Source organism: Halorubrum sp. Atlit-26R (assembly GCF_003666015.1).
In the GTDB taxonomy this organism is placed as follows: Archaea; Halobacteriota; Halobacteria; order Halobacteriales; family Haloferacaceae; genus Halorubrum.
This window is the reverse complement of the sequence record NZ_QPLT01000271.1, coordinates 1-635: the sequence shown is the minus strand read 5'-3', so window position 1 is coordinate 635 and position 635 is coordinate 1. Positions and strand designations below refer to the sequence as shown.

Genomic DNA, 635 nt, shown 5'->3' with positions numbered 1-635 from the left:
CGACGACGTTCGGTCCGACTTGGACGTTCTCGCCGATCGTGACGCCGCTCCGGATCGTCGCGTTCGGGTGGACGGTCGAGCCCGCAGCAAGTAGGGTGTCATCGGCGACCACCGCCGACGGCGCGACCGTGGCCGTCTCGTGGGGGCCGGTCCCGGTGTTCGCGAGGATCGCGCCGTTGACTGCGAGGAGGTCCCACGGTTCGGAGACGTCGAGCCATCGGCCTCGATACCGGACGACGCGGACCGGTCGGGTCGCACCCAGCTCGGAGAGCGTGGCGGTGAGTGCGTGTTCGCCGTGGTAGTCGGTCTCGCGGAGCGCGGCGAAGACCTCCGGCGGAAACGCGTAGACGCCCGCGTTGATGTACTCGGAGGCGACCCGGTCGGGATGCGGCGATTCCTCGATCCCCGCGAGTTCGTCGTCGGCGAAGTCGACGACGCCGTACTTGTGCGGGTGGTCGGCGCGGGTGATCGCGACGGTCGGATCACCGGTCTGGCGGTGGCGCTCCCAGACGGCGTCGATCGCGGCCGCGTCGACGATGCGGTCGCCGTTGCAGACGACGACCGAGTCCCCGACGTGCGATTCGGCTTGGAGGAGAGCGTGGCCGGTTCCGAGCTGCGGCTCTTGGGTGACGTAA

The 635-nt window shown here is 69.8% G+C and carries 1 protein-coding gene; it reads right to left on the bottom strand.

Annotated elements, in window-relative coordinates; genetic code table 11:
* Positions 1-635: sugar phosphate nucleotidyltransferase (locus tag DVK07_RS20525; RefSeq protein WP_255410504.1), on the bottom strand; the 635-nt coding region annotated here is incomplete at both ends.